The organism is Cryobacterium sp. PH29-G1, from assembly GCF_030063365.1.
Lineage (GTDB): Bacteria > Actinomycetota > Actinomycetes > Actinomycetales > Microbacteriaceae > Cryobacterium.
Genome location: NZ_JASISY010000003.1, coordinates 143,534 through 168,477 on the forward strand (window position 1 = coordinate 143,534; position 24,944 = coordinate 168,477).

Annotated in this window: 21 protein-coding genes; 16 read left to right on the top strand and 5 right to left on the bottom strand. The window is 66.0% G+C overall.

Features of this window, described 5'->3' with window-relative positions:
• The first annotated feature begins 90 nt into the window (after positions 1–90).
• The 7 genes from QMK22_RS05365 (at position 91) to QMK22_RS05395 (ending at position 8,402) form a co-directional block, all read left to right on the top strand.
• Complete coding sequence (locus tag QMK22_RS05365) at positions 91–1,656, top strand: glucoamylase family protein (protein WP_349360641.1); 1,566 nt, start codon at positions 91–93, stop codon at positions 1,654–1,656.
• Positions 1,657–1,810: 154 nt separating this feature from the next.
• The gene (locus QMK22_RS05370; protein WP_283496592.1) at positions 1,811–3,463 is read left to right on the top strand and encodes an ABC transporter substrate-binding protein; all 1,653 of its coding nucleotides are present in this window, start codon (positions 1,811–1,813) and stop codon (positions 3,461–3,463) included.
• Between the two features lie 140 nt (positions 3,464–3,603).
• On the top strand, positions 3,604–4,584 hold the full coding sequence (locus QMK22_RS05375) for an ABC transporter permease (RefSeq protein ID WP_283496593.1): 981 nt from the start codon (positions 3,604–3,606) through the stop codon (positions 4,582–4,584).
• Positions 4,581–5,189, top strand: coding sequence for an ABC transporter permease (locus tag QMK22_RS05380; protein ID WP_283496594.1), 609 nt, complete (start codon positions 4,581–4,583; stop codon positions 5,187–5,189). The genes QMK22_RS05375 and QMK22_RS05380 overlap by 4 nt, the downstream gene beginning before the upstream one ends.
• Positions 5,186–5,530: an ABC transporter permease subunit gene (locus QMK22_RS05385; RefSeq protein ID WP_283496595.1), complete on the top strand. Its 345-nt coding sequence runs from the start codon at positions 5,186–5,188 to the stop codon at positions 5,528–5,530. The genes QMK22_RS05380 and QMK22_RS05385 overlap by 4 nt, the downstream gene beginning before the upstream one ends.
• Positions 5,527–7,203, top strand: coding sequence for an ABC transporter ATP-binding protein (locus QMK22_RS05390; protein WP_283496596.1), 1,677 nt, complete (start codon positions 5,527–5,529; stop codon positions 7,201–7,203). The genes QMK22_RS05385 and QMK22_RS05390 overlap by 4 nt, the downstream gene beginning before the upstream one ends.
• Before the next feature lie 26 nt (positions 7,204–7,229).
• Positions 7,230–8,402, top strand: coding sequence for a glycoside hydrolase family 1 protein (locus QMK22_RS05395; RefSeq protein WP_283496597.1), 1,173 nt, complete (start codon positions 7,230–7,232; stop codon positions 8,400–8,402).
• Between the two features lie 43 nt (positions 8,403–8,445).
• Here QMK22_RS05395 and thiC read toward each other — a convergent pair whose 3' ends face one another.
• Both thiC and QMK22_RS05405 read right to left on the bottom strand, forming a co-directional pair.
• Positions 8,446–10,092, bottom strand: a complete 1,647-nt coding sequence (thiC, locus tag QMK22_RS05400; protein WP_283496598.1) for a phosphomethylpyrimidine synthase ThiC — start codon at positions 10,090–10,092, stop codon at positions 8,446–8,448.
• Between the two features lie 148 nt (positions 10,093–10,240).
• Positions 10,241–11,095, bottom strand: a complete 855-nt coding sequence (locus QMK22_RS05405) for a LuxR C-terminal-related transcriptional regulator (RefSeq protein ID WP_283496599.1) — start codon at positions 11,093–11,095, stop codon at positions 10,241–10,243.
• Between the two features lie 112 nt (positions 11,096–11,207).
• On the opposite strand from QMK22_RS05405, the gene hxlB reads away from it, so the two are divergent.
• The 3 genes from hxlB (at position 11,208) to QMK22_RS05420 (ending at position 14,297) form a co-directional block, all read left to right on the top strand.
• Entirely contained in the window at positions 11,208–11,792 is a 585-nt protein-coding gene (gene hxlB / locus QMK22_RS05410; RefSeq protein WP_283496600.1) for a 6-phospho-3-hexuloisomerase, read from the top strand.
• 107 nt (positions 11,793–11,899) lie between these two features.
• Complete coding sequence (gene hxlA / locus QMK22_RS05415; protein ID WP_283496601.1) at positions 11,900–12,523, top strand: 3-hexulose-6-phosphate synthase; 624 nt, start codon at positions 11,900–11,902, stop codon at positions 12,521–12,523.
• Between the two features lie 343 nt (positions 12,524–12,866).
• The gene (locus QMK22_RS05420) at positions 12,867–14,297 is read left to right on the top strand and encodes an NAD(P)/FAD-dependent oxidoreductase (RefSeq protein ID WP_283496602.1); all 1,431 of its coding nucleotides are present in this window, start codon (positions 12,867–12,869) and stop codon (positions 14,295–14,297) included.
• Positions 14,298–14,338: 41 nt separating this feature from the next.
• Here QMK22_RS05420 and QMK22_RS05425 read toward each other — a convergent pair whose 3' ends face one another.
• The 3 genes from QMK22_RS05425 to QMK22_RS05435 all read right to left on the bottom strand — a co-directional run bounded on the left by QMK22_RS05425 (position 14,339) and on the right by QMK22_RS05435 (position 17,051).
• Positions 14,339–15,007 (bottom strand): HAD hydrolase-like protein, encoded by a 669-nt coding sequence (locus tag QMK22_RS05425; RefSeq protein ID WP_283496603.1) that lies wholly within the window; start codon positions 15,005–15,007, stop codon positions 14,339–14,341.
• Between the two features lie 103 nt (positions 15,008–15,110).
• Complete coding sequence (gene nucS, locus QMK22_RS05430) at positions 15,111–15,806, bottom strand: endonuclease NucS (RefSeq protein WP_283496604.1); 696 nt, start codon at positions 15,804–15,806, stop codon at positions 15,111–15,113.
• Between the two features lie 9 nt (positions 15,807–15,815).
• Positions 15,816–17,051 (bottom strand): MFS transporter, encoded by a 1,236-nt coding sequence (locus tag QMK22_RS05435; protein WP_283496605.1) that lies wholly within the window; start codon positions 17,049–17,051, stop codon positions 15,816–15,818.
• 320 nt (positions 17,052–17,371) lie between these two features.
• On the opposite strand from QMK22_RS05435, the gene QMK22_RS05440 reads away from it, so the two are divergent.
• From QMK22_RS05440 to QMK22_RS05465, 6 genes are all read left to right on the top strand, one after another.
• Complete coding sequence (locus QMK22_RS05440) at positions 17,372–18,409, top strand: iron ABC transporter substrate-binding protein (protein WP_283496606.1); 1,038 nt, start codon at positions 17,372–17,374, stop codon at positions 18,407–18,409.
• Between the two features lie 76 nt (positions 18,410–18,485).
• Positions 18,486–20,066, top strand: coding sequence for an ABC transporter permease (locus tag QMK22_RS05445; protein ID WP_283496607.1), 1,581 nt, complete (start codon positions 18,486–18,488; stop codon positions 20,064–20,066).
• Positions 20,066–21,325 carry an ABC transporter ATP-binding protein gene (locus tag QMK22_RS05450; protein ID WP_283496608.1) on the top strand — a complete coding sequence of 420 codons (1,260 nt, stop codon included), beginning with the start codon at positions 20,066–20,068 and terminating at the stop codon, positions 21,323–21,325. Before QMK22_RS05445 ends, QMK22_RS05450 begins: the two co-directional genes overlap by 1 nt.
• A 122-nt stretch (positions 21,326–21,447) precedes the next feature.
• Positions 21,448–22,254 carry an IclR family transcriptional regulator gene (locus QMK22_RS05455; protein WP_283496609.1) on the top strand — a complete coding sequence of 269 codons (807 nt, stop codon included), beginning with the start codon at positions 21,448–21,450 and terminating at the stop codon, positions 22,252–22,254.
• 114 nt (positions 22,255–22,368) lie between these two features.
• Complete coding sequence (locus QMK22_RS05460; protein WP_283496610.1) at positions 22,369–23,745, top strand: cytochrome P450; 1,377 nt, start codon at positions 22,369–22,371, stop codon at positions 23,743–23,745.
• Positions 23,742–24,842 (top strand): PEP/pyruvate-binding domain-containing protein, encoded by a 1,101-nt coding sequence (locus tag QMK22_RS05465; protein ID WP_283496611.1) that lies wholly within the window; start codon positions 23,742–23,744, stop codon positions 24,840–24,842. The genes QMK22_RS05460 and QMK22_RS05465 overlap by 4 nt, the downstream gene beginning before the upstream one ends.
• Positions 24,843–24,944: the final 102 nt, after the last annotated feature.

The following is a 24,944-nucleotide window of genomic DNA, read 5'->3' on the forward strand; positions in this document are numbered from 1 at the left end:
TCGGCGGAGGCGCTGGGTGGCCGATGGGCACGCATCCTCCCCCCTCACCGAACAAGCTGCTCCGTCAACGACGACACGAAGGACACTGCTGTGAAACGATCATCGAAGGTGCTGGCGCTGGCCGCCGCACTCGTAACGGGCACCCTGCTCATGGCGCCGAGCGCGATTGCCGCCCCCGGCCAGGCCGGTTCCTCCGGCGGAGGTCATAACGAGACCGGCGGCGCCGACACGGTCCTGCGGGGCTATGCGCAGGACACCTGGACGTCGCTGGCAGCCATGACCGACAAGAAAACAGGTCTACCCGCCGACAAGCTCTCCGGCGACCTGACTGTAGCCAGCGAAAACACCAGCCCCACGAATATCGGCGGCTATCTGTGGTCGACAATATCGGCGCGTGATCTAGGAATCATCAGTAAGAACGAGGCCTATCAGCGGATGAAAACGACGCTGAAGACCCTCTCGGTGATCGAGCGGCACGCGCCGAGCGGCATGTACTACAACTGGTATTCGCGCCTCGACGGTCACAAGCTCACGACCTGGCCAGACAGTGGCGACCCGGTTGATCCGTTTCTGAGCACCGTCGACAACGGGTGGCTCGCCGCCGCCTTCCGCGTCGTCGCTGCGGCCGAACCCCGACTGGCGAGCTCGGCCGACGCGCTCTATGACAGCATGGACTTTGGCTACTTTCACGACCTCGCTGCACGTCCCGAAGCCGGCCTGAACCGCGGCGGGTTCTGGGTCGTGCCACCGGCTGGCTGCAACATTCCGGGCAACTACGGTGACGACGGACCCGACGTGTACTACACCTGCCACTGGTACGACACGACGGTGAGCGAGGCGCGGATTGCGACCTATCTCGGCATCAGCAATGGCCAGATTCCGCCGGAGGCCTACTACGGCACCGTGCGCACGATGCCCGACGAGGGCTGCGACTACTCCTGGCAGGAGCAAAAGCCGACCGGGGTCACCCGCGAGTATCTCGGTGTCTCGGTCTATGAAGGGGTCTACTCCTACCGCGGAATGTCGCTCGTTCCAGCCTGGGGCGGCAGCATGTTCGAGGCGTTAATGCCCGATCTGTTCGTGCCCGAAGCTCAGTGGGGTCCGCGATCCTGGGGTGTGAATCACCCAGCTTCGGTGCGAGCCCAGGTTGAACACGGCCTCGACGAAACACGGTACGGCTACTGGGGCTTCTCCCCGGCGAGCGACCCGTTCGGCGAATATGCCGAGTACGGTGTCGAGGGCATCGGCATGTCGAGCGACGGCTATGCTTCCGACCGCCAGCGCACCGACGTTGATGGCGGCTATGACGGATGCCGCGAGGCCACCAACCCGACACCGACGTTCGGTGACGGCGTGGTGACCCCGCACGCCTCCTTTCTCGCCCTCGCCTACGACCAGACTGCGGCTCTGAAGAACCTTGCGAATCTGAAGACAGACTTTGATTCGTACGGTCCGGGCGGGTTCTATGACGCTGTGGCGACCCAGAGCGGCACGGTGGCGGATCGCTACCTCTCCCTCGACCAGTCGATGACCATGGCCGCGATCACCAACGAGCTGCTGCATGACCGCGTCAAGGGCTACTTCGTCGACCGGCACTTTGCGGCCACGGTCAAGCCGCTCGTGGCCGCACAGATATTCGGGTCACGCTTGGGCTAGTTCATTCAGCCCGGCCGCAGGGGGGCGGCGGGAAACTTGAAAAAAGGACTTGCGCGGCAGGATGTATGCGCTTACAGTGGATCTCGAACGGGCACACATTCCGATAGGAGCGTGACCGGTCAGGGTCAAGGACGACGCGAAAGAAGGCATTGCAATGAAGCATTTGAGACGGCGCGGCACCCGCACGGTTTTAGCCGTGATCGGCGTGGCCGCTGTGCTGGCGACCAGCGCCTGCAGCATCAACACCGCCAAGTCCGGCGCGAGTTCGGCCGATGGGTCGATGCTCATTGCGGCCGACAACGGTTCGCCCACATTCGAGAGAAACTTCAACCCTTTCTCCACGAGCAAGCGCGTGACGGCCACGTACATGTACGAGCCGCTCCAGGTCATTAACACTCTGGACGGCAAGGCCACCCCGTTTCTGGCGACCGGGTACACCCAGCCAGACGCCAAGACCATCATCTACACGATCCGCACGGGCGTGACCTGGTCCGATGGCGTGGAGTTCACTCCCGCCGATGTGGCCTTCACGTTCGACCTGATCAAGAAAACTCCGGCCCTCGACAACAAGGGAATGTGGCAGCACATCGAGAGTCTTGAGGTTGACGGCGACACAGTGGTGTTCCACCTGAGCTCCGAAGACGTACCGGCCGCGTCGATCATTGACCAGCAGCTCATCGTTCCGGAGCATATCTGGAAGGATGTCGCCGACCCGCTCACTTTCACGAACGAAGATCCGGTCGCGACCGGCCCGTACGTGCTCGATGAGTTCACGCCTAACCAGTACACGCTCAAGAAGAACGAGACGTACTGGCAGGCCGACAAGGTTGCCGTGGAAAAGCTCGTGCTTCCGGCCGCGAACAGCCAGCTCGACGTCGTCAATAACGGCTACGACTGGGCCTACGCCTTCATCACCGACGTTGAGGGCACCTGGGTCAAGGCCGACGAACAGCACAACAAATACTGGTTTCCGCCGGGCGGCACCATCGCCCTCGTGCCCAACCTCACCAAGGCCCCGTACAACGATGTGAATTTTCGGCAGGGGCTGAGCCTCGCGCTGGATCGTGCGAAGATCGCAACGGATGCCGAGCAAGGATACGTTGACGCGGCCGGTCAGTCCGGTCTCCTATTGCCCAACCAGGAAGCCTGGCTTAGCGCTGACCTGCCGGATGGTGGCCAGGTCGCCCAGGACTCCGGCGCCGCCCTCGCGGCCTTCGAGAAGGCCGGGTACACGATGAACGGCGACAAGCTCGTCGACGCTGACGGCGCCCAGGTGTCGATCAATATCATGACCGCCAACGGCTACACCGACTGGTTGCAGGGATTGCAGACCGTGCAGTCGCAGCTGGGAGCCATGGGCATCGACGTGAAACTCAGCCAGCCGCAGCCGGCCGCCTACTATGAGTCGCTCGGCAACGGAGACTTCGACATGGCCATGACCGGATTCGGCGGAAGTGGCAGCGTGTTTCAGGACATGAACCTATTGCTCAACAGCGAGTTCGCCACACCCGTCGGAACGACGACGACCGGTAACTTCGGGCGGTTCAGCAACGCCGACACCGACGCGTTGCTGGCCAGGTTCAAGGCCTCGACCGATGAGGCCGAGCAGAAGAACATCGCCGGGCAGCTCGAACAGACGGTGTACGACCAGCTGCCCGTGATCAGCATGTTCTACGGCGGCCTCTGGGGGCTGTACAGCGACGCGAACTACACGGGCTGGCCGAGTGCCGACGATCCGTACGCACCGCCGAACACCTACAACTCCACGCCCCTGCTCATTCTCACTCACCTCGAAAAGGCGAAGTAGCCGTACCGCTGCCGAGATCGCCCCGCTCGTGTGGGCGGTCTCGGCAGGCGTGGCCATCAGCCCGTGGCGATCTCGCCACCGTCATGCCGTCTTCAGACCTCCACTGACCGGCGACAGCACGATAGAAAGGTGAAGGAACCGTGCGTTTTCTGCTCACGAAGGTCGGTCTGCTGGTGCTCACACTGTGGGCGGCCATCACGCTGAACTTTCTGCTGCCGCGCTTGATGCCCGGGTCCCCGGCCGACGCGGCGATAGCCAAACTGGCCCAGAACGGGCCGGTCAGCTCGGCTACCCGCGCTTCGATCGAGGCCCAGCTCGGCGTCCCGACCGGCAGCATGGTCGACCAGTACCTGCAATATCTGAACAACGTGGCCCACTTCGACTTCGGTGTCTCGTACACGTTCTTCCCGCAGAGCGTTGCCGGCCTGGTCGGCGCGGCCCTACCGTGGACTCTCGTGCTCGTCGGCCTCGTCACGGTGATTGCGTTCATCGCCGGAACCCTGCTGGGGGTGCTCGCCGCGTGGAAACGTGGCACCTGGCTGGACACTCTGCCGACCGTCGGCGGCACGTTCGCCAGCGCGTTCCCCTACTTTTGGACCGCCCTGCTCCTCTTGTTTTTTCTGGGCTATGTGGCGGGCTGGTTCCCCACCAGCGGGGCGTACCGCAGCGGCGGTACGGTCGATTTCACCGGCGAATTTCTGCTCGACGCGCTCTACCATTCCATTCTGCCGGCAACGACCATCCTCATCACCTCGCTCGGCGGCTGGATCCTCGGCATGCGCAGCACGATGATCAATACGCTCGGCGACGACTACGTGACCTTTGCGGAAGCGAACGGGCTCAAGCCAGGAACCGTGGCCATCCGCTACGCCGCTCGCAATGCAATTTTGCCGAACCTCACCAGCTTCGGTCTTGCACTCGGTGGCGTCGTGGGTGGTTCCCTGCTGGTCGAGCGGGTGTTTAACTACCCCGGCGTTGGCTACCTGCTCTATACCGCTGTCGTCAACCAGGACTTTCCGTTGATGCAGGGCCTGTTTCTCATCATCACCATCAGCGTGCTGATGGCCAACTTCATTGTCGACATTTTGTACGGCATCCTGGATCCGAGGACGAGGCGATGACTACTCCCACCCACGACCCCTCCGAACGCGGCACCCACGCCGTTATGGTCACGCGCAAACAAGCGGATGTACCGCCCGCGACGAGCCCGCTACGGGTGCTCTGGCGGGCCGTCGCCACGATTTGGAGCGTACCGAAGGCGCGAGTGGGCGTGGCCCTTCTCGGCTTCTTCGTGGTGCTCGCCGTGTTCGCGCCGCTCATCGCCCCCTACGATCCGACCGACAACAGCTTTGGGCGCAGCGAGGACTTCAGCGCCGCGCACTGGATGGGCACGACCGCTGCCGGTCAGGATGTACTCTCCCAGATTATTCACGGTGCGAGCACGTCGGTGTTCGTTGGCTTCGTGGCGGGTTTGCTCTCGACCATCATCGCCGTCACGATCGGCCTCACCTGGGGCTACTTGCGCAATATCACCGGCGACGTGATCAACTTTGTGGTCAACCTGTTTCTGGTGATTCCGGCACTGCCGCTCATGATCGTGATCGCCGCCTACCTGCAAAACGGCGGCATCGGCATGATCATCTTCGTGGTCGTCATTACCGGCTGGGCGTGGGGGCACGAGTGTTGCGCTCACAGACCCAATCGCTGCGGAGCCGCGACTTCGTGACGGCGGCCGTGTTCAGCGGTGACAGCCCGGCCCGCATCGTGTTTCGGGAGATTCTTCCGAACATGACCTCGCTCATTGTGGGTAGCTTCTTCGGGGCAGCGACCGCCGCTATCCTCGCTGAAGCCGGGCTGGAGTTTTTGGGCCTCGGAGACTCCACCACGATCAGCTGGGGCACCATGCTGTTCTGGGCGCAGAACAGCAACGCCCTGCTCACCGGCCAGTGGATCTTGTTGTTTGCTCCGGGCCTCTGCATCTCCCTGCTCGCGACGTCGCTGAGCTTGATCAACTTCGGCGTGGATGGCCTGAGCAATCCGCGCTTGCGAGAAGGAGCGAACCGATGAACGCCAGGAATGAGCCGCTGTTGAGCGTGCGCGACCTGTCGGTGGTCTACGAGCCGCGCAGCGGCGAACCGGTTCCGGCCGTCGTCGGCGCCAACTTTGACCTGCAGCAGGGAGACTTCGTCGGACTGGTCGGCGAGAGCGGGTCGGGAAAATCGACGCTGGGCTTCGCGTTGACGGGGCTGTCCAAACCGCCCGCACGGATCAGCGCTGGCAGCATCCTCTTCAACGGCGTCGACATCGCCAACCTCAGTCCGGCCGAATTGCGGGTGCAACGGCACGGCGGGTTTGCGATGGTGCTGCAGTCGGGAATGAACGCGCTCAACCCGGTGCGCAGCATTCGCAACCACTTTTACGACATTTTTGCCGCGCACGGGCATGTGCCGCGCGCCGATCGGGAGGCCCGCGCGGCGGAACTGGTCGGCAAGGTGGAGCTGCCCTCGAGTGTGCTCGACCGGTTCTCGGGCGAGCTCTCCGGCGGAATGCGGCAGCGGGTATCGATCGCACTCGCCCTGTCGCTCGAACCCAAACTGATGATTTTCGACGAACCGACGACAGCCCTCGACGTGCTCGTGCAGCACGCAGTCATGAATACGATTCGTGAGCTGCAGGCGTCTGAGCGCTTTACCGCCGTGTTGATCAGCCACGACCTGGGCATGGTGCTCGAGGTGACCGAACGGGTCATGGTCATGCACGAGGGAGTCGTCGTCGAAGACAATACAGCGGCGGCGATTCTGGCCGCGCCGCAGCATGCCTATACCCAGATGTTGCTCAGTCACTATGGCGACCCACGTGCTGAGGTCGTCGAAGTACCAGGCCTCGCTGTTCGCGGAGCGACGGGAGCGAAATCGACCGTCGCGGTGGCGAGCCGTGAGGGCCGAGCAGCGCGCGAGGCCATCGTGGTCACCGGGGTCAGCAAGACCTACCCGCCGCCGCGGCGCGGGGAGGACGCCGTGCGCGCCGTGAAAGATGTGTCTTTTCGGCTGGAACCGGGCGCGTCGATGGCGCTTGTGGGAGCCAGTGGCAGCGGCAAGAGCACGATCGCCAAGATGATCACCGGCGTGGAACGGCCGACCAGCGGCACGATCAGCTTCGGCGATCTGCAGATCGACGCGATCAAACGACGCTCACTCAAGCGCCTGCACACCGAGGTGCAGATGGTGTTTCAAGACCCGTACGCGGCGCTCAACCCGCTGCACACTGTCGAGTACATTCTCACCCGACCCATTCTGAACTTCTCGAATCGGCGTGGGAAGGACGCCCGGCGGCGCATGCTCGAACTGCTCGACACCGTTGGGTTGACCCCGGTCGAGCAGTTCGCGGCCCGGCTTCCGCACCAGCTGTCCGGCGGGCAACGCCAGCGCGTGGTGATTGCGCGAGCGCTCGCGAGCGACCCGCAGGTCATCATCGCCGACGAGCCGGTTTCCATGCTTGACGTGTCGCTGCGGGCGGGAGTGCTCGCGCTACTGGACAGCCTGCGCGAAACCTGGGGCGTCAGCATGCTCTACATCACCCACGATTTGCTCAGTGCCCGACTCGTGACCGATCAGATCATGGTGCTGAATCAGGGGGCCGTCGTCGAGGAGGGGGAGACTGCATCCGTTTTGCAAAACCCGCAAGACGACTACACCGTGAGATTGCTCGAAGCGATTCCGCACCCGCAGGTTGGCCAATGATTTTTTTACCACTAGCTAGGAGCACCATGCTGAATTTTCCGAACGGCTTTCTCTGGGGGGCAGCCACGGCCGCACACCAGGTTGAGGGCAACAACACGAACAACGACTGGTGGGTTAAGGAGCACGCTGCCGGAACCAGCATCGTGGAGCCGAGCGGCGACGCGATGGACAGCTATCACCGCTATCGCGAAGACATGCGCTTGCTCGCCGATGCCGGTCTGAACTCCTACCGATTCAGTTTGGAATGGAGCCGCATCGAACCGGAGCCCGGATTCATCTCGCGGGCCGAGATCGACCATTACCGCCGCATGGTCGATACTGCCCGTGAGTTCGGTCTGAACCCCGTAGTCTCGCTCTTGCACTTCACCGTGCCGCAGTGGATGTTCGAGCGCGGCTTTTGGCGCAATCCTGACGCCCCCGACCTGTTCGCGCGCTTTACCGAGGCGGCGTTGCCGATCGTGGCCGACGTGGACTTTGTCTGCACCATCAATGAGCCCAATATCGCCGCGATGCTCGCTGGTGGCGAGACCGCCGCAAACCTCGTCGCTTTCGGGCTGCCGCGACCCGATTTGCAGGTGGCGGATGCCCTGCTCGCCTCCCACAAGGCTTCGCGCGAGGTGCTCTCGTCGATTTCTGGACTGAAGAGCGGATGGACGGTCGCGACCCAGGCATTCCACTCGACCGGGGAGCCCGGCGCCGACGAGAAACTTCGAGAGTACGCCTACCCGAGTGACGACTGGTACCTCGAGAACGCCCGCGGCGACGACTTCATCGGTGTGCAGGCCTATACCCGCACGTTCATCGGCCCCGACGGGCCGATCCCGGTGCGCGATGACGTCGAGACGACGCTCACCGGCTGGGAGTATTTTCCCCCCGCGCTCGAACTCGGCGTGCGCGCCGCGTGGGAGCTAACCGAGCATGTGCCGGTGTTCGTGACCGAGAACGGCATCGCGACCGCGGATGATGCCCGCCGTATCGCCTACACGGATGCCGCGCTGCGCGGCCTGCACGCCGCAATCGAGGATGGTATCGAGGTGATCGGCTACGAGCACTGGAGTGCACTCGACAACTACGAGTGGGCGAGCGGGTATCGGCCGACCTTCGGTCTCATCGCGGTCGACCGTGAGACTTTCGTGCGCACGCCGAAACCGAGCCTGGCCTGGCTGGGCGGGGTCGCCAGGGCAAACGGGCTGAACTAGCCCGGTGCTCAGAAGGAACGACCCCGCTCGGTGTTGGCTGAACTCAGTGTTCGTCTGCCGAGAGAACCCGCAGCGGCAGGTAGACCGAGCTGCCGAGGCGGGTGAATTCCGCCGATTTTTCGGCCATGCCGGCCTCGATCGCCTCGAGGCTGGTCAGGCCGTTCTCTTCGGCGTACACCCGCACATCCGCTGAAATGCGCATGGAACAGAACTTGGGCCCGCACATGCTGCAGAAATGGGCGGCCTTGGCCGGGGCGGCTGGCAGCGTCTCGTCATGAAAGCTCTGCGCGGTGTCGGGGTCGAGCGAGAGCGCGAACTGGTCGGCCCAGCGAAACTCGAAGCGGGCCAGGCTGAGGGCGTCGTCGCGTTCCTGCGCGCGCGGATGCTGCTTGGCCAGGTCGGCGGCGTGGGCGGCAATTTTGTAGGTGATCACGCCGGTCTTCACGTCGTCACGGTTGGGCAGGCCGAGGTGTTCCTTGGGCGTGACGTAGCAGAGCATGGCGGTACCGGCCTGGGCGATGATGGCCGCGCCGATGGCGCTCGTGATGTGGTCGTAGGCCGGCGCGATGTCGGTCGCGAGCGGGCCAAGCGTGTAGAACGGGGCTTCCTCGCAGAGTTCCTCCTCGAGGCGCACGTTCTCGACGATCTTGTGCATCGGCACGTGGCCGGGCCCCTCGATCATCACCTGCACACCATGGGATTTTGCGATCTTCGTCAGTTCGCCGAGCGTGCGCAACTCGGCGAACTGGGCCTCGTCGTTGGCATCGGCGATCGACCCCGGGCGCAAGCCGTCGCCGAGCGAGAAGGTCACGTCATAGCGGCGCAGAATTTCGCAGAGCTCCACGAAGTGGGTGTACAGAAAGCTCTCCTCGTGGTGCGCAAGGCACCAGGCCGCCATGATTGAGCCGCCGCGCGAGACGATGCCGGTGACCCGGTTGGCGGTGAGTGGCACGTAGCGCAGGAGCACGCCGGCGTGCACGGTCATGTAGTCGACGCCCTGCTCGCACTGTTCGATCACGGTGTCCCGATAGATCTCCCAGGTCAGCAGGGCCGGGTCTCCGTTGACCTTCTCTACGGCCTGATAGAGCGGTACGGTGCCCACGGGGATGGGCGAGTTGCGCATGATCCACTCGCGGGTGAGGTGGATATCTTTGCCGGTCGAGAGGTCCATCAGGGTGTCGGCGCCCCAGCGGGCGGCCCAAACCATTTTCTCGACCTCTTCGGCGATGGATGAGGTCACGGCCGAGTTGCCGATGTTCGCGTTGATTTTCACGGTGAAGGCCTTGCCGATGATCATCGGCTCGCTTTCGGGGTGCATCCGGTTGGCCGGAATGACCGCCCGACCGCGGGCCACCTCATCTCGCACGAGTTCGACCGAGACGCCCTCGCGGGCGGCGATATAGGCCATCTCGGGCGTGACCATGCCAGCCCGGGCCCAGACCAGCTGGGTGGCCGCTCCGTCGATGGGCAGCGGATGCTCCCAGCCATCCCGTGTCTTCGCCAGACCGGCGTCAAGATCGATGGTGGCCGCTTCGTCGGTGTAGGGGCCGGAGGTGTCGTACAGGTCGAAGTGTTCGCCGTTGCTCAGGTTGACCCGGCGAACCGGAATGTGTAGTCCGGGCCAGCCCGGCACGGGTTCGTGACGTTTGCTGCTGCCCTGGATCGGACCGGTTGTCACGGTTTGTGACATGGTCGTAGCGTCATTTGTGCGCATTGCGTGGAACTCCCTACGCCGGCATTACCCGGACAGGTTCAACGGTCGACGGCCCTGGCCGTCCTCTCAGCTCGCTGGTGCGCGCTCCCGTGGTGGTGTGTCTTCTGACTCCTTCACCCTAGCGTCAGCGGGCGAGCGCGGCCAGCTCGGCCCGGCTCGAGGCACCGACCTTGCGCAACAGGTTGGCCACGTGAAACTTCACAGTGTTCTCGCTGATGGTCAGGGCCTCGGCGATCGCCTTGTTGCGCGCGCCCGAGGCGACGAGTTGGAGCACACCGCGTTCGCGCGGGCTGAGACCCCAGGCTGCGGCGCCGGTGACGGATGCCGTGGGCGCGTCGAGCGGGAGCGATACCGCCATTTCGGATCCCCATCCGGCGGTCGACTCCACGCTGAGCGTGCCGCTGAGCGCCACGACGCGAGCGGCCAGTTGGCGCACGCTCGGCACTTCGGCATCGAGGTCGCCCGGTCCGTCGTCCCGAATGCGAATGAGCAGGTTGCTGCCGTCGCAGTCCCACTGCACCCGCACCCGCGCCACACCGGCTTGTTCGACCAGGGCCAGTACAGCTCCGCGAACGATGGCACGGGCCTCGTGGGCGACTTCGCCGGGCAGGGCGCGACCGTTCACCGGTGGCTCCACGAACTGCACGTCGACGTCGCCGAACCGCACGAGCGGGCGCAGGTCGTCGCGCAGCCGTTCGAAGGCGCGGGCCACCGGTTCCTCGGTGAGGCTGCGGTCGAGGTCGCTCACCGCGCGCAGGGCGACCATCGCCGCCGCGGCCAGATCGGTGGCCTGTTGACGCGCTATGGGGTCACTCGTGCTGCGCGAGCGCAGCACGGCGAGCAGCGATTCCAGCGTGGTCGCGTGCGCGTCGGTGAGGTCGGCAATGAGCATGGAGCGTTCGGCCGCTGCCGAACGCGCTGTCTGTGCGGTCTGTGCCGTCTGCAGCGTCTGCACGGGAGAAATAGCGGGGAGCGTCATTTCCCGAGCCTATCCGAACCGCTCCGTAAGTCGTAGAAAACCATTCGTTTGAGTAGGAAAACCGTTCCTTTGGCGGGCCGCATCCCTGCTCGAAGGAGTGGACCATTGACCTATGACCGATACCGCAACCATTCCGGGCACAACGGATGCCCTCGACCTTATTCTCTCGGAGAACAGCCGCGTCGCCGACGCGCTGGGGGCGGCATCCGCTTCATCGCTTGATGATGCGGCCGGACTGCTCGCGGCGGCTCCGCGCATTTTTGTGCTCGGAGCCGGCCGCTCGGGACTGGCGCTGAAGATGACCGCGATGCGACTGATGCACCTCGGCCGTACGGTGCACGTGGTCGGCGAGGTGACCACCCCGGCGATCGCGTCGAATGACGTGCTGCTGGTGGCGAGCGGATCCGGAACGACGGGCGCCATCGTGCGCGCCGCCGAGACGGCTCACGGCGTGGGGGCGAGTATCGTCGCGCTCACGACGGCGCCCGATTCGCCACTGGGCCGGGTCGCTGCGGTGACCGTGGTCATTCCCGCGGCCGCCAAGCAGGACCACGCCGGGCAGATGTCGGCGCAATACTCGGGCGGCTTGTTCGAGCAGGCCGTGCTCCTCGTGGGCGATGCCCTGTTTCACACCCTCTGGCACCGGAGCGGGGCCACGGCCGCCGAGCTCTGGCCCCGCCACGCCAACCTCGAATAATACCCACCGGGCCCGGGCCCGGAAACCAGGCCCAGGTTAGATCATGGGCCCACTTTCCGGGCCCGGGCCCGGGCAATGAAAACCACCCCAACAGAAAGTAGAACCTTTTGAAGCTTCAGGTTGCAATGGACGTATTGACCACCGACGCCGCGCTCGCACTCGCCGCCCAGGTTGCCCCGCACGTGGACATCATCGAGCTCGGCACCCCGCTGATCAAGGCCGAGGGGCTGCGTGCCGTCACCGCGATCAAGGCCGCGCACCCCGACAAGATCGTTTTCGCCGACCTCAAAACGATGGATGCCGGCGAGCTCGAAGCCGACATCGCCTTCGCCGCGGGAGCCGACCTCGTGACCGTGCTTGGCACGGCCGGCGACAGCACCATCATCGGTGCCGTTGCCGCTGCGACCAAGCACGGCAAGGGCATCGTCGTCGACCTCATCGGCGTTGCCGATAAGGTTGCCCGGGCCCGCGAGGCCATCGCGCTCGGCGCGCAGTTCGTGGAGATGCACGCCGGACTCGACGAGCAGGCTGAGCCCGGCTTCTCGCTCGCCAAGCTGCTGAGCCAGGGCGAAAGCGCCAAGGTTCCGTTCTCGCTCGCCGGTGGCGTGAACCTCGCGACCATTAAATCGGTACAGCGTGCCGGAGCCTCCGTCGCCGTTGCCGGTGGCGCGATCTACGGCGCTGACGACCCGGCCGCCGCCGCTGCCGCCCTGCGTGCCGCCATTATCTAGCTTCCTTCCGCGGGTGCGGGCACCCGCGGGGTCCCGCAGCGGATGCTCGCCCACCTCCGGCAGGGACACGCTAGATCATGGGCCCGGCAACCGGGCCCATGATCTAGCGTGGGCCCACTTGCCGGGCCCGGGCCCGGTTGGACGTGTACGTGTGCGGACGTGTACGTGTGCGGATGTGTACGTGTGCGGATGTGTACGTGTGCGGACGTGTACGTGTGCGGACGTGCGGACGTGCGGATGCGCGGGTGCGGGGATGTGCGGGCGGGGCGCAGGTCGCCGGTAGGCTGGTGGCGCCCGAGACAGTTGGCGGCATTGTCGCCGCGAGAGGACGCCCGTCGTGAACATGACCACTACCATTTTCGACCGAGCTCGACCGGCGGCATCCGTTGTCGCTGAAGCACTGACCGGCACCCGGCAGGGCTCGTTTTGGCTCGAAGATCTCGAGCCGCGCGCACAGTATCCTCGGCTTTCCGGTGATCTGAACTGCGACCTCGCGATAGTCGGTGGCGGTTATCTCGGCCTGTGGAGCGCGGTGCTGGCTAAGCAGCAGAATCCAGCCGCCCGGGTGATACTGCTGGAGGCGCGCACGGTCGGATGGGCGGCATCCGGTCGCAATGGCGGCTTCTGCGAGGCAAGCCTCACGCACGGCGAAGAAAACGGGCGGAGTCGCTGGCCGCAGGAGTTCGATCGATTGACCGAACTCGGCCACGAAAACCTCGACGAGATTGAGAGGGCTGTGGCCCGCCTCGGTCTCGACTGCGATTTCGAACGCACCGGTTCCATCGACCTGGCCATTGAAGACCACCAGATTGAGTGGCTGCGCGAGGAAACGACCGACCAAAACACTGTGTTCCTCGACACGGCGGCCGTGCAGGCCGAGGTGTCGTCGCCGACCTATCTGGCGGGGGTCTGGCACCGGCGCAGCAACGCTCTCGTGCATCCGGGCAAGTTGGCCGCCGAGCTGGCTCGCGTGGCTACCGAGCTTGGCGTTGAAATCTTCGAGCACTCCCTCGTGCAGAACCTGGACACCGCCGGTCGCACGCCCGGCCAGGGCACCCGGGTGGTCACCGCGGGCGGCACCGTGACGGCCGAGAAGACGGCGCTCGCCACGAACGTCTTTCCCTCGCTGCTCAAGCGCAACAAGCTGGCCACCGTGCCGGTCTACGACTACGTGATCATGACCGAGCCGCTCGATGCCGCGCAGCTTGCCGCGATCGGCTGGCAGAACCGGCAGGGCCTGGCCGACCTGGCCAACCAATTTCACTACTACCGGCTGAGTGCCGACAACCGCATTCTGTTCGGTGGCTACGACGCTATTTACCACTACGGCCGGAAGGTGCGCAGCGGCTACGAGAACCGACCGGAAACCTTCGAGAAGCTGGCGAATCACTTCTTCACGACGTTTCCGCAGCTCGCCGGGGTGCGCTTCAGTCACAAGTGGGCCGGCGCGATCGACACGTCCACGCAGTTCTGCGCGTTTTTCGGCCAGGCCCGCGGCGGGCGCATCAGCTACGCCGCAGGATTCACCGGCCTCGGCGTGGGTGCCACTCACTTCGCGGCCCAGGTCATGCTCGACCAGCTGGCCGGCCGCACCACGGAGCGCACGGAACTGGCCATGGTGCGGGGCCGTCCGCTGCCGTTCCCGCCGGAGCCCGCGGCATCCGCCGGCATTCAGGCGACCCGGTGGGCGCTCAACCGTGCCGACCACGACCGCGGAAAGCGCAACGCCCTGCTCAAGACCCTCGACGCCCTCGGCCTGGGCTTCGACTCCTAGCCGAGCAGCAGCTTGCCGAGCAGCAGCTTGCCGAGCAGCAGCTAGCCGAGCAGCAGCTTGCCGAGCTGGTCGGTCGAGTGCACCACGGCCGTCGCCGACGCGGCTTCGGCGGGGGAACCATAGCCCCACTCGACCAGAACCGCCGGAATTCCGTTGGCCTCGGCGCCAATGGCGTCGTAGCTGCGATCGCCGACCAGGACCGCGCCACTCGTGTCGACGCCGGTCGCGGCGAGACGGGCCAACGCTTCGGCGACGATGTCTGATTTGTTGCTGCGGCTGTCATCAGCGGATGCGCCGACCATGGCCGTGAAGTATTTTGCGAGGTCGAAGTGCGTGAGAATGGCGATCGCACTCAGCTCGGGCTTGCTGGTGGCGAGGGCGAGGGGAATTCCGGCCGCGTGGATGCGTTCGAGCAGCCCCGCGATTCCGGGAAAGACAGCAGTATCCAGCGCTGCGGCACCGTGGTAATCGGCGCGGTAGATGGCGATGGCCTCTGCGGCGTCGTCCGGGGTCATGCCCGCATATTCCTGAAAGGCAGCGAGCATCGGCGGTCCGACATAGGCGAGCAATTCGGCGGCCGACGGAATCGGGCGGCCGAGCTGCGCGAACGTGCGGGCCAACGAGCTGGTGATCGCCGGGGCGGAATCGGTGATGGTTCCGTCGAGGTCGAAGAGAATGGCGCTCCAGGTGCGCGTCAAAGTTGCGTTCATTCCGGATAGCTTAGGCGATCGACCGGGAACGAGTCCCATTTGCCCACAATTCGCCACCGAGCCCACGGGTGTGGCAGGCGTGAAACCCGACTCGAAACCCGGCCTAGAACAGTTTGGACGCCGTGTCGTCGAGGCCGCGCATGGCGTCATAGTCCAGCAACAGGCAACGGATGCCGCGATCCTCGGCGAGCTTGCGGGCCTGCGGCTTGATGGTCTGCGCGGCGAAAACCCCGCTGACCGGCGCCAGATGCGGGTCGCGGTTCATCAGGTCGAGGTAGCGGGTGAGCTGCTCGACACCATCGATGTCGCCGTTGCGCTTGAGCTCGACCGCGACGGACCGACCCGTCGCATCCTGCGCGAGAATATCGACGGGCCCGATGGCCGTCATGTATTCGCGGCGCACAAAGGTGAATCCCTCACCCAGCAAGTGGATGTGCTCGGCCAGCAGCTTTTGCAGGTGCGACTCGGCGCCGTCCTTGATCAGGCCGGGGTCAATGCCGAGCTCGTGCCTGGAGTCGTGCTGCACCTCATAGACGCTGACCACAAGTTGGTCGGCGGTTTTGGCGTGGGTGACGGTCCAGAGGGCGGTGATGCCGGCATCCGCCTGGTCGCCATCCGGCTCGGAAATCGTGACCGAGCAGGGCGGGCTCATCCAGTTGAGCGGCTTGTAGGAGCCGCCGTCGGAGTGCACGAGCACGCTCCCGTCGGATTTGATCATCAGCAGTCGGGTGGCCAGCGGCAGATGCGCGCTGAGACGACCGGCATAGTCAACGGAGCATTTCGCAATTACAAGGCGCACTGGTCGATCTTAACCGGGCGAGCGCGAATCGGTGGCACCGGATGCTGCCGGCCGCGCCGCCGGGGCCGCCAACCCGGCCAGCACCATTAGCGCCACGATCAAGTACAGGGCAGTGAGGATGCCCCAGGCCTCGCCGAGCAAGCCGAGCACGGGCGGCCCGACCAGAAAGGCGAAGTAGCCGATGATGGCCACGGCGCTCACCCTCGCCGCCGCGTTCCTGGTGTCGTCGGCCGCCGCCGACATGCCCACCGGAAACCCGAGCGAGGCGCCGAGGCCCCAGAGCACGGTGCCGACGAACATGAGCGGGGTGGTCGGCGCGAGAATGAACAACACGAGTCCGACAATGCCGATCCCGGCGCAGACGCGCAGCACGAGCACCCGCCCGAACCGGTCCAGCAGCGGCCCGCCGATCACACGGCCCACGGTCATCGCCGTCACGAACACGCCGAACACGATGGCACCGTCGGTGTTGCTGAGCCCGTGGCCATCCACCGAGGCGAGGGCGAGCCAGTCGTTGGCTGATCCCTCCGCGAAGGTCATACCGAGCACGATCACGCCGATCAAGAGCAGTTTGCGATCCCGCCAGACGGCGAGACTCTCGCGCAGACGCGCACGCCAGAGCCGGGGTGGGGCATCCGTGGCGACAGCGGGCGGGGTGGCGGCGGGCAGATACCGCACCGCGACGATGATCGTGCCGAGTACAAGTACCGCGATGAGCAGCAGATGCCAGAACACCGACACGCGCAAAGCGGATGCCGCGGCGCCGCCGAGTGCACCGACGACCGTACCGAGGCTGAAGCAGGCGTGCATGAGCGGCATGAGTGTGCGGCCGATGGCACGCTCGGCCGCCGCGCCCTCGACGTTCATCAGAACGTCGAGGGCGCCGATGCCCATACCGAAGACGGCCAGGGCAGCGAACACGAACGGGGCCGACGGCACGATGCTGACCCCCGCGCCCATGAGCACGAGGCCGCTGGTTAATAGTGTGGCGCACAGCAGCATGGCCCGGCGCGCGCCCAGCCGGGCCAGCAGGCCTGCCGCGATCAGCAGGCCGAGCACCGAGCCGGCCGAGAGTCCGAAGATGAGCAGGCCGACCTGGGCGGTATTGAGCTGGAGGCCGTCGCGCACGGCGGGAACCCGCGACATCCAACTGGCCAGGCCGAGCCCGGACACGAAGAACACGGCGAACACGGCAGTGCGCCAGCCGATCAGGGCCGAGCGGGCGGTCACGGGGGATTCAGTCATCGGGATCCTCAAGCGGCGGCGGGCCTCGGCAACGGACAGTTACCGCAAGGCTACAACGATTGGAAGCCCGCAGGTCGGGGGAGTGTGACAGCGACCCGCGCGCTCGACGATGCCCGGTGCATCCGCTCGCCGAGCCGTGAGTGTAGGGACTGCCCGCTCGCCGAGCCGTGAGTTTGATCTCCTATTTCGCCCGGAACGACTCAGGACTCACGGCTCGGCGACTCAAACTCACGGCTCGGCGCTCGCACCGCGATTAGCGCCCCCGGCGAGGTTAGCGTAGCCTTACCTTGGTAGTTCAAGCCCCACAGAACTGGAGTCACATGCGCATCCCTCTCTCTGTCGCCGCGTTCGTTGCTGGCGCCACCGTACTTGCCCTCGCCGGCTGCACTCAGGCTGCGGACACCGCGCCGACGGCGGAATCCAGTGACGGCGCCTTCACGCTGTACTCCGGCCGCGACGAAGCGCTCGTGCAGCCGCTCATCGACCAGTTCGAAGAGCAGAGCGGAATCAGCGTCGATGTGCGCTACGGCAATACCGCCGAGCTCGGCGCGCTGCTGCTCGAAGAGGGCGACGCCACTCCCGCCCAGGTCTTTCTGGCGCAGGATGCCGGAGCGCTCGGCGCACTCTCTAACGCCGACCTGTTCGCAACCCTGCCCGCCGCAACAACCGACGCGGTTCCGGCCGGATTCACCTCGACCGATGACACCTGGGTGGGCGTTACCGGACGTGCCCGCGTGATCGCCTACGACAGCGAGGTGCTGCAGGCGGCCGACGTGCCGGCATCCGTTGACGCTTTCACCGACCCGGCCTGGGCCGGAAAATTCGGCATCGCGCCCACCAACGCGAGCTTCCAGGCCTTCGTCACCGCCTATCGAGTGCTCAACGGCGAAGCGGCCGCCGATCAGTGGGTCGAAGCCGTCGCCGCCAACGACCCGGTCATCTTCGACAACAACCGCGCCATTCTCGCCGCCGTCAATGACGGCGTGATCGAGGCCGGACTCATCAACCACTACTACTGGTTCGCCCAGGCCGCCGAAACCGGCGCGGAGAACATGCGTGCCCAGCTGTCCTACCCCGAGGCCGGTGATGCCGGTTCGATCGTGAATGTCACCGGCGCCGGCCTGCTCAGCGGCGCGGCCACGGATGCCGATGCGCTCAAGTTCATTGACTACCTCGTGAGCGCCGATGCGCAGCAGTACTTCGTCGACGAAACCTTCGAATACCCGCTCATTTCCGGCATCGAAGCCCCGGCCGGCCTGCCCGCGCTCGAGTCGCTCGTGAACCCCGAGCTCGATCTTGCCGACCTGGACACCCTCGAAGACACCCAAACCCTGCTCGGCAAGCACGGCCTGATCTAGGCGTGAACGGATGGGTGCGGGCGCCGATCGGTAGCCGCGCCCTACCCTTCGCCGGCCGATTGACGGGGCCGCCGTCATGACCGCATTGATCATCCCGCCCGTGACAGCGGATGCCCCGGTACCGCCGCGCGCGCCCGCCCGGTATCGCTTCGGAGCACCGCTCTGGCTCCTGGTGCTCGCCGCACTGTGCGCCGCAACCGCCGCTATCCCGCTGGTCTACCTCGTCGTGCGCACGACCGAGGCCGGGCTCACGGAACTTTTCGACACGCTGGTGCGCCCACGGGTGCTGCAGCTCACGGTCAATACGGTGCTCCTCGCCGTGGCCGTCACGCTGTCGACCCTCGTGCTCGGCACGATCGGTGCGTGGATTCTCACGCGCATCCGCTTGCCCTTCCAGCGCACGCTGCTGCTGGTGTCGGCGCTGCCGCTCGCGGTGCCGAGCTACCTCGCAGCCTACGGCTGGCTGGTCTGGTTTCCCCATCTGCACGGCTTCGGCGCCAGCTGGTTCGTCATGACGATGGTCTGCACCCCCTACGTGACGCTGCCGGTCGCTGCGGCATTGCGCGGGGCATCCGCTGATCTGGAATCGGTGGCGCGCACGCTCGGTCGTGGGCCGCTACGGGCCTTCGTTGCCGCCACGTGGCCGCAGATTCGCCCGGCCGCAATTGCCGGGGCGCTTCTGGTCTGCCTGTACTCGCTGAGCGATTTCGGGCTGGTCTCGATGCTGCGTTTTCAAACGCTCACCTGGGGAATCAATGCCGCCTACGGCGCGAGCTTCGACCGCAACCAGGCCGCCCTGCTGGCCCTCGTACTCGTCGTGCTCGCCCTCGTGGTCGTCGCCGGTGAACGCCGCAGCCGCCGCCAGGTGGGAAGCATTCCCGGCCGCAGCACGATGCCGGCGCGGGCACCCGGAAAAGCCGGCGTTGTCTACGTCGCGGTGCTTCTCGCCGCGCCGCTGGCCGGGGTCGTCGTTCCGGTGGTCGGGCTGCTCAGTCGCCTGCTCGAAGCCGAAACCCTGCGCGCTATCGATGTGCCGCGATTGTTGGAAGCGATCGGTGCGACGCTCGGACTCGCCCTCGCCGCCGCCGTAGTGTCCGTGCTCGTGGCGCTCCCGATCGCCGCGCTCGCGGCGCGCTATCGCGGACGTCTGGTGGCGGTGATCGAGGCCGTCGGTTTTCTCGGCCATGCCCTGCCCGGTATCGTCGTCGGCCTCTCCCTCGTGTTCTTCGCCCTCGCCGCGGTGCCGATGTTCTACCAAACGTCGGTCGTGCTGGTCTTCGCCTATGTCGTGTTGTTCATGCCGCGGGCCATCGGCAGCGTGCGCAGTGGCATAGCGGCGGTGCCGGCCAGTCTCAGCGATGTCTCCCGCATGCTCGGCCTGTCACCGTTTCAGACCTGGTTGCGGGTGACTGCGCGCCTCGCCCTGCCGGGCATTGCGATCGGTGCACTGCTCGTGGCCATCTCGGCCATGAAAGAATTGCCGGCGACGCTGTTGCTGCGGCCGACGGGTGTGTCAACGCTCGCGACCGAGCTGTGGAGTCGCACGGCCCTGTTCGAGTTCGGCGCTGCGGCGCCCTACGCGGCAGCGCTCGTGCTCGTGGCGATGGTGCCCGCGGTGCTGCTCTCCGGCATCCGCGGCACGGCAAAGGAGAACTAGTGGGCTGGGTATCGATCGAGGGGCTGCGCGTCGCCTACGGTGACACGCGGGTGCTCGACGACGTCAGTTTGCGCATTCCGCGCGGCAGTCTCGTGGCGGTTCTCGGGCCGAGCGGATGCGGCAAGACCACCCTGCTGCGCGCGGTCGCGGGTCTGCTGCCGGTCACCGTCGGCACGATCACGGTCGGCGGACGCCTGGTCACCGGCCCCGGCGTGCAGCGGGCACCGGAAAAACGCGGCATGGGCTGGGTGCCCCAGGATGCCTCGCTGTTTCCGCACCTCACGGTCGGTGAGAACATCGGCTTCGGTCTGCCGCGCACGAAGCAGAGCGACGATCTCTTCTGCGAACCCAGCGAGGTTGCGGGCGGTGCGGCCGGGCTGCTGGACCGTTTCACGAGGCGAGGGCGCGCCGCCCGGGCCCGTCCCGCCGCGGCGCGGGAGGACGGCGCGGAGCACCCGGCCGCTCGCGCTGCCGTGCCGAGGAGCCGAGAGAACAGCCGGGAGAACAGCCGTGCGGGCCGGATCGCGGAGCTTGCGGCACTGGTTGGGCTCGCCGAACTCGTTGACCGCGCCCCCGCGCAGCTCTCCGGCGGGCAGGCCCAGCGCGTCTCACTGGCCCGGGCCCTCGCCCCACGGCCCGACCTCATGCTGCTCGATGAGCCCTTCGCCGCCCTCGATCCGCTGCTGCGTTCGGCGCTGCGCACGGAGGTGGCCGCCCTGCTGCGCGGAGCGCACAATACGAGCCTGCTCGTAACGCACGATCAGGAGGAGGCGCTCTCCCTCGCCGATTTCGTGGCCGTGATGCGCGGCGGCGCGATCTTGCAGTTCGGCACGCCGGCCGACGTGTACGAGCGCCCGGTCGACCCCTGGGTTGCCGGATTCGTGGGCGACACAGTCGAGCTTGACGGCCAGTGGCACAGCAACGATGGGCGCAGCGGCGACGGGCCGGATACCGCCGGCCGCGCCGGCCTCGTGGACTGCGTGCTCGGAACGCTTCCGGCGGACTGGATGGGCGCGGCAGCCGCTCCCGCAGCAACCCCCGTGCGGGTGTTGCTGCGCCCGGAATGGCTGATCCTGGCGGAGCAGGGAACGCCGGCCGTGACCACGGCCATCGCCTACGCCGGCCACGACGCGCTGGTGAGCTTCGCCCTCGAGGGCGGCATCGTCGTGCGTGCGCGCATCGCCGCCCCCGACCTGCCGCAGCTCGGAGCCCGCGTGACCCTCGGGGTACGCCAAAGCGCGCTCGCGTACCCGATCTAGCGGCGTCGCAACACGGCCAGCGGCAGAACGGGGACTTTCGGCCCTCGCGCGGGCCGACCGGCACTGGTTAGAGTGAGCCTGCCCGCTATCGTTGAGCGAGCAGCAACGTGAAACGAGGCGGGATGGCCGGTCACACGAACGCACCCGGCCAATCGGTGACCAGCCGGGTACTGAGCATTCTGGCGGCGTTCGAACACAGCGCATCCGCTCGCTCCCTCTCGGAGATCAGCCGCGAAAGCGGGCTGCCGCAGAGTACCGCGCATCGTTTGCTCGGTGAGTTGGAGACTTGGGGCGCCGTGCAGCGGGATGCCCAGGGCCGTTACCAGATCGGCCTACGCCTGTGGGAACTCGGCCAACACGCCGGCCGCAAGCTGCGCGACGTTGCCCGGCCCTATCTGCAAGACCTGTTCGGCCTGACCCAGGAGACCGTGCACCTCGCCATTCGCGACGGCGCCGAGGTGCTCTACATCGACCGCGTCTATGGCAGCCGGCGCGTGCCTCAGGCCAGCCGGGTGGGCGGGCGCCTACCGCTGCACGCCACTGCCGTTGGCCGCGCCATTCTGGCTTTCGAAGAGGAGTGGGTGCAAAACGCCGTACTCGATGGTGAACTCGTGCGCCGCACCCCGCTCACCAAGACCGATCCGGCCGAGCTGCGCCGGGAACTCGGCAAGATCAAGGAACTCGGGTTCGCCCTCGCCTCCGAAGAGGTGCGGCAGGGCTCCTGTTCGCTTGCGGTGCCGGTGTTTCAGCCGCCCGGGCAGATCTTCGGTGCCCTCGGCATCGTGCTGCCCACCTCACGGGCGCACCAGCTGGAGCGCTACCTGCCGGTATTGCAGGGCGCCGCGCAGCGCATTCAGGCTGGAATCGCGTACCTGCCTCCCGCCGTGCTGCGCTTGCCGGCCAGTGTGCCGACCCCGATTCAGCCGTGATCGGCCACCAAGCCACTTCCATCCAGTGGGACACTCCGGAGCTTTTCGCTACCGACGCGTCTTAGATTGACCTCGTCGACCTCAACGTTGAGAAACGCAAACCAAGGAGCCATCGTGACCGCTCAACCAGCACTCGCCCACCCGGCCACCGCACCGGGCCACTGCCCGGTTGCCCACGGCACGCCTGAAACCGGCAGCTCCGCAACCGGCAGCTCCGCAACCGGTAGCTCCGAAGCTGGCACCCCCGCGCAGATCGCCCACCACGGCTATTCCCCGTTCGCGATGACCGACCCGTTCCCGTCTTACGCCGCCCTGCGCGAGAACGAACCGGTCATGTTCGATGAGGAGATCGGATACTTCGTCGTCTCCCGCTACGACGACGTGAAGGCCGTCTTCGACAACTGGCAGGTGTTCAGCAGCGAAAACGCCCAGGCCCCGGTGCGGGCCCGCGGCGCCGCAGCCACCACGATCATGAATGACGGCGGCTTCACCGCCTACTCCGGCCTCAGCGCCCGCATCCCCCCGGAACACACGCGCATGCGCGCCATCGTGCAGAAGGAATTCACGCCGCGCCGCTATAAGGCTCTCGAACCCACCATTCGCGAAAACACCGCCCGGCTGCTGCAGCAGATGCTGGCCCATCCGGATGCTCGGGGCGACTTTCTGAAAGACGTCGCGGTCGACATCCCCACGATTACCATCCTCGGGCTGCTCGGTGTTGGTCCCGAAATGGTCTCGACCTACAAGAAATGGTCCGATTCCCGCGCCGCGATGACCTGGGGCGACCTGAGCGATGAGGAACAGATTCCACACGCACACAACCTCGTCGACTACTGGACCGAATGCCTGCGTCTCGTCTCGAACGCCCACGAGCAACTCGCGAACGGTGTGAACGGCGACAACCTCGTCTTCGATCTCGTGCAGGCCCAGTCCACCGGCTCCGAGATCTCCGACCACGAGATCGCCTCGGTCTGTTACAGCCTGCTCTTCGCCGGCCACGAGACCACCACAACGCTCATCTCCAACACCATTCGCGAGCTGCTCGCCCACCCCAGCGAATGGCAGAAGCTGCAGCACGACCCGAGCGGCATCCCGGCCGCGATCGACGAAACCCTGCGCTTCTCCCCGAGCATCGTGGGCTGGCGGCGCAAAGCGCTCGTCGACACCGAGATCGGCGGCGTGCCCATTGTGGCCGGGTCAAACATCCTCCTGCTCATGGGGTCGGCGAACCGTGATGCGGACACCTTCGAACAGCCCGAAACCTTCGACATCAACCGGGTGAACGCCCGCAATCACCTGTCGTTCGGCTTCGGCATTCACTACTGCCTCGGCAACATGCTCGCCAAGATGCAAGACAAGATCGTCGTCGAGGAAACCCTGAAAGCGGCACCCACTCTGCGCCTGATCGACGCCGACAAGATTGTGTTCGGAGACAACCTGTCGTTCAGGGCGCCCACCGCGGTACCCGTCACCTGGGGAGAAAAGAAATGACCAGCACACCCTACATTCAGTTCTTCGACGGCGCCGACGAGCCCCGCCACGACCTGCTCGGCGGCAAATGCGCCTCGCTCGTGGCCCTCACGCAGGCCGGCATGCCGGTGCCGCCCGGATTCGCCATCACCACGGCCTCCTACGACGCGTTCATCGCTGCCGCCGGTATCCAGGCCGACATTCACGTGTTGCTGGCCGACCTGGACGCCGATGACGTGGCCGAGGTTGACCGGGTCTCGGCGCAGCTTCGGTTTGAGATTGAGAGCCGCCCGGTACCCGCCGAGGTGCGCGCCGACTTTGTGGCCGCCTACCACGCACTCCAGGCCCGGTTCAGCGAGCCGGTCCCGGTGGCCGTACGGTCTTCGGCGACCGCCGAAGACCTGCCAGATGCGAGTTTCGCCGGCCAGCAAGACACCTACCTCTGGCTCAACGGCATCGAGGACGTCACCGAACACATCCGCCGCTGCTGGGCCTCGCTGTTCACTTCGCGGGCGATCACCTATCGGCTCAAGAACAACATCCCCAACGAGGGCCTGTCGATGGCTGTCGCCGTGCAGAAGATGGTCAACGCCCGTGCCGCCGGCGTGGCCATCACCATGGATCCAACCACCGGCGACCGCTCCAAGATCGTGATGGAAGCCTCCTACGGCCTGGGCGAACTGGTCGTCTCTGGCCTCGTCACCCCCGACAACATCACCGTCGACAAGATCATGCTCATGGTGGTCAAGCGCGTGATCGGCGACAAACACGCCGAGCTCGTGCCCGACCCGGCCAACAGGGCGCTGGTTGAGCTCGAGGTGTCCGCCGCCCGCCGTGGGGTGCTCTCGATCAGCGAAACCGAAATCACCGCCATCGCGGCCATCGCTAAGAAGGCCGAGAAGCACTTCAAATGCCCCCAGGACATCGAGTGGGCGCTCGATGGCGACCTGCCCGATGGACAGAACCTGCTCTTGCTGCAGTCCCGCCCCGAAACCGTGCACTCATCGTCCGGTTCCGACACGAGAACGGATGCCGCCGGACCCGCGCCGACCGCCGGCTACGGCATCGAGAGCATCACGCGCTCGTTGCTGGTGCAGGCCGGGAAATCGACGGACTAAACCCGCGGCATCCGCTGCGCAGCACGGCCCGCAACAGCACGGCACGCAACAGCACGGCCCCGACTATCACTACCCGCGCACCACCTCGAGAACGGTTTTCTT

Bases quoted from the DNA above. Each gene is read 5' to 3' on its own strand.
- QMK22_RS05370 (WP_283496592.1), top strand. From the start codon at position 1,811: ATGAAGCATTTGAGACGGCGCGGCACCCGCACGGTTTTAGCCGTGATC.
- QMK22_RS05380 (WP_283496594.1), top strand. From the start codon at position 4,581: ATGACTACTCCCACCCACGACCCCTCCGAACGCGGCACCCACGCCGTT.
- QMK22_RS05390 (WP_283496596.1), top strand. From the start codon at position 5,527: ATGAACGCCAGGAATGAGCCGCTGTTGAGCGTGCGCGACCTGTCGGTG.
- QMK22_RS05395 (WP_283496597.1), top strand. From the start codon at position 7,230: ATGCTGAATTTTCCGAACGGCTTTCTCTGGGGGGCAGCCACGGCCGCA.
- thiC (WP_283496598.1), bottom strand. From the start codon at position 10,092: ATGTCACAAACCGTGACAACCGGTCCGATCCAGGGCAGCAGCAAACGT.
- QMK22_RS05405 (WP_283496599.1), bottom strand. From the start codon at position 11,095: ATGACGCTCCCCGCTATTTCTCCCGTGCAGACGCTGCAGACGGCACAG.
- hxlB (WP_283496600.1), top strand. From the start codon at position 11,208: ATGACCGATACCGCAACCATTCCGGGCACAACGGATGCCCTCGACCTT.
- QMK22_RS05420 (WP_283496602.1), top strand. From the start codon at position 12,867: ATGACCACTACCATTTTCGACCGAGCTCGACCGGCGGCATCCGTTGTC.
- QMK22_RS05425 (WP_283496603.1), bottom strand. From the start codon at position 15,007: ATGAACGCAACTTTGACGCGCACCTGGAGCGCCATTCTCTTCGACCTC.
- QMK22_RS05435 (WP_283496605.1), bottom strand. From the start codon at position 17,051: ATGACTGAATCCCCCGTGACCGCCCGCTCGGCCCTGATCGGCTGGCGC.
- QMK22_RS05440 (WP_283496606.1), top strand. From the start codon at position 17,372: ATGCGCATCCCTCTCTCTGTCGCCGCGTTCGTTGCTGGCGCCACCGTA.
- QMK22_RS05445 (WP_283496607.1), top strand. From the start codon at position 18,486: ATGACCGCATTGATCATCCCGCCCGTGACAGCGGATGCCCCGGTACCG.
- QMK22_RS05455 (WP_283496609.1), top strand. From the start codon at position 21,448: ATGGCCGGTCACACGAACGCACCCGGCCAATCGGTGACCAGCCGGGTA.
- QMK22_RS05465 (WP_283496611.1), top strand. From the start codon at position 23,742: ATGACCAGCACACCCTACATTCAGTTCTTCGACGGCGCCGACGAGCCC.